This is a genomic window from Amycolatopsis sp. NPDC003861, assembly GCF_053605405.1.
Genome location: NZ_JBSGJD010000452.1, coordinates 1 through 3,694, shown reverse-complemented (window position 1 = coordinate 3,694; position 3,694 = coordinate 1). Strand labels below are relative to the sequence as shown.

2 protein-coding genes are annotated in these 3,694 nt (G+C 75.4%); both read left to right on the top strand.

The genetic code is table 11. The features are described 5' to 3' along the window. Positions 1-2,131, top strand: a 2,131-nt coding sequence (locus ACWEVN_RS47090; protein WP_452055607.1) for a DEAD/DEAH box helicase, incomplete at its 5' end; no start/stop codon positions are given. Then, positions 2,128-3,213 carry an SWIM zinc finger family protein gene (locus tag ACWEVN_RS47085; protein WP_452055606.1) on the top strand — a complete coding sequence of 362 codons (1,086 nt, stop codon included), beginning with the start codon at positions 2,128-2,130 and terminating at the stop codon, positions 3,211-3,213. The genes ACWEVN_RS47090 and ACWEVN_RS47085, both read left to right, overlap by 4 nt. Positions 3,214-3,694 lie beyond the last annotated feature (481 nt).

Sequence of the window (3,694 nt, the reverse complement as noted above, 5' to 3'; positions counted from 1 at the left end):
GCCGGTGCCGCACGCCATCTGGACGTCGGACGCGGGCGTCGCGGGCGAAAGCTTGCTGCCCAGCACGCTCTCGCGGGCCAGGTTGAAGTCCTTCGTCCAGGTGCACAGCCTGGCCGATCCCGGGCAGCTCGCCGACGCGGCGCAGTTGTGGGAAACCGGGCGGTTCGGGCCGCGGGCCCGCATCGACGTCCTGCTCGCGCTGCGCCGCGGCGCGCAGGTGTGGCCGGCGCTGAGCCCGCTGCTGACCTCGGCGGTGCCGGCCGAAGTGGCCCTCGGCGAAGACGACGTCACCGAACTGGTCGCCACCGCGGGCCCGCGGCTGGCGGCCGCCGGGATCGACGTGCACTGGCCCGCCGAGCTGGCGGGCTCGCTGACCGCGCGGGCCGTCGTCCGCGCCGGCGACGACCCCGGCGACCTGCCCTCGTTCTTCGGCGGCGGTCGCGCCCTGGCGTTCGACTGGCAGCTCGCCCTGGGCGGTGAGGTGCTGACCGAGGCGGAGCTGGACGCCCTCGCCGAGGCGCGCCGCCCGGTGGTGCGGCTGCGCGAGAAGTGGGTGCTGGTCGATCCGGCGCTGGCGGCGAAGGCGCGGGAGCGGGCGCTCAAGCCGTTGAACCCGGTCGACGCGCTGGGGGCGGTGCTGTCGGGGACCACCGAGGTCGACGGCGAAGTGGTCGAGGTCGTCACCGGCGGCTGGCTGGCCCGGCTGCGGGAACGGCTGTCGCAGCCACCGGAACCCCAGGCACCCCCGGCCGGGCTGGCCGCGACGCTGCGGGACTACCAGCTGCGGGGGCTGCAGTGGCTGGCCACCGTCACCGGGCTCGGCCTCGGCGGGTGCCTCGCCGACGACATGGGCCTGGGCAAGACGGTCACGCTGATCGCGCTGCACCTGCACCGGGCGTCGGGGCCGACCCTGGTGGTGTGCCCGGCTTCGCTGCTGGGCAACTGGGAACGCGAGATCCGCCGGTTCGCCCCCGGTGTGCCGGTGCGGCGCTTCCACGGCAGCGCCCGGTCTCTCGACGAGCTCGACGGGTTCGTCCTGACCACCTACGGCACGCTGCGCACCGATCCCGCGCCGCTGGCCGCGGTGCGGTGGGGACTGCTGGTCGCCGACGAGGCCCAGCACGTCAAGAACCACCGCTCGGGCACGGCGAAGGCGCTGCGGCTGGTGCCGGCGGCGGCGCGGGTGGCGCTGACCGGGACGCCGGTGGAGAACACCCTCTCGGAGCTGTGGGCGATCCTCGACTGGACCGCGCCCGGGCTGCTGGGTTCGCTGAGCGAATTCCGGACGCGGTGGGCGAAGCCGATCGAGGCGGGCGACACCGCGGCGGCCGAGCGGCTGTCGCGGTTGCTGCGGCCGTTCCTGCTGCGACGGCGCAAATCCGACCCGGGGATCGCCCCCGAGCTGCCCGCGAAGACCGAGACCGACCGGCCGGTGGCCTTGAGCGCGGAGCAGGTGGCGCTGTACGAGGCGGTCGTGCGGGAGATGATGGCCGACATCGCCGCGAGCGACGGGATGGCCCGGCGCGGCCGGATCGTCAAGCTGCTGACCGCGCTCAAGCAGATCTGCAACCACCCCGCGCAGTACCTGAAGGAGCCGGGCGGCCGGTCGGGCAAGGTGGAGCTGCTCGACGAGCTGCTGGACACCATCCTCGCCACCGGCGGCGCGGTGCTGGTGTTCACCCAGTACGTCGCCATGGCGCGGCTGCTGGAGAAGCACCTGGCCGGGCGGGGGATCGCGACGCAGCTGCTGCACGGCGGCACCCCGGTGGCGCGCCGCGAGGAGCTGGTGGCCCGGTTCCAGAACGGCGAGGTGCCGGTGTTCCTGCTGTCGCTGAAGGCGGCCGGGACGGGCCTCAACCTCACCCGCGCCGACCACGTCGTGCACTTCGACCGCTGGTGGAACCCGGCGGTGGAGGACCAGGCGACCGACCGGGCGTACCGGATCGGGCAGACCCGGCCGGTCCAGGTGCACCGGCTCGTCGCCGAGGGCACGGTCGAGGACCGGATCGCGGCGATGCTGCGGGAGAAACGGGCGCTGGCCGAGGCGGTCCTGGCCGGCGGCGAGGCCGCGTTGACCGAACTGTCGGACACCGAGCTGGCCGAACTCGTCGAACTGAGGAGCCGCGGATGAGCGACGACCGGGTACGCGGCTTCCCCGCGTTCGGCGCGGGCGGGCACCTGGCGCGTTCGTGGTGGGGCCGGGCGTGGGTGCGCGCGATGGAGGACACCGCGCTGGACCTGCGTCAGCTGAAGAAGGGCCGCAAGTACGCGGCGGCCGGCCTGGTCGGCCCGATCACGGTCAGCCCGGGCCGCATCGCGGCGACGGTCGAGGACGCCGACGGCGGCCCGTACCGCACGCAGCTGCGGCTGGCGGAGCTGTCGGAGGCGGACTGGACGCGGTTCCTCGACCGGGTGGCGTCCCGCGCGGGGCACCTGGCGGCCTTGATGGATCGCGACATGCCACCGGACCTCGTCGAGGCGGCCGGCGTCGACCTCCTGCCGGGGATCGGTGACCTCGACCCGGAGTGCGACTGCCCGGGCTGGGAGCTGCCCTGCCGCCACGCGGCGGCGTTGTCGTTCCAGGCTTCGTGGCTGCTCGACGCGGACCCGTTCCTGCTGTTGCTGATGCGCGGCAAGGGGGAGCGGGAGATCCGGTCCGAGCTGGAGAGCCGCACGGCACCGGTGGCGGTCGCCGAGCCGGCGGCGGACCGGGTACCGGGGGAGCTGCCGTCGCTCGACGCGTTCCGGCCGTCGGGCGCCCCGTCGATCCCGGCGGCGCCAGGGGTGCCTGCCTCGGCGTTCGCGCTGCTGGCGGAGAACGCGGCCGGCCGGGCGCGGGCGTTGCTGGCCGGCCGGCCGTGGCCACGACGGCCGGACGCGATCCGCTTGGCGGCGGAGTTTCCCGCGGTGGCGGAACGGCTGGGTGAGGGGGCGGCGTTCGCGCGGGCGGTGGCGGCGTGGCGCTTCGGCGGGCCGGACGGCCTGGAGGTGCTGGAAGCGGCCTGGACCCCACCGAAGGCGGTGGTGGCGGCCGCCCGGGCGGCCCTGGCGGAGGCCGAGGGGGAGCCGGTGTTCGAGCGGAACCGGTGCACGGTGGGTGCGGTGCAGCTGAGGCTGGATCGCCGCGGCCGGTGGCACCCGTACCGGCTCGAGGGGCAGGAGTGGTGGCCCGCGGGAGTGCCGGAGACCGACCCGGGCCTGCTGGTGGGCTGAGTCCGACCGCACCCGGGCGGGCCGCACGCAATCCAGCCCGCGCCTGCGAGGGCTGCCGGTGGGTGAGCCTGGCCAGGCCCGGCCGCGCGCAGCCCGACCGCGGCTGCCCGGGGTTGCTGGGCGGTCTGGCCAGGCTCCGGCCGCGCGCAACCCGACGGCGGCTGCCGGGCCTGCTCGTTCGCCGCGCCTGCTTCCACCCTCCGGGCCGCTCGCCTTCCACCCTCCGGCCGCGGCCGCCTCCTCGGCCGGCGAGGTCGCGCCCGCCCCGGCACCCAGCGTCCGGCCGCCGGTGGCCGGGCTGGATCCGCCAACTTTGCCGGTATCCAGCGCGGTACTCGTTGTCTCCTGTCCCCTGACGGCGGGTTCCGCCGGGCCACTGGGGGTGCGGGGGGGCGGGGGGGTGGCCCGGGCCCCCCCCCCGTTCGCCCGGGTGCGCGCCTGTGAGTAAAAATAGTAAAAGAAAAATAGTAAAAACAAAAAC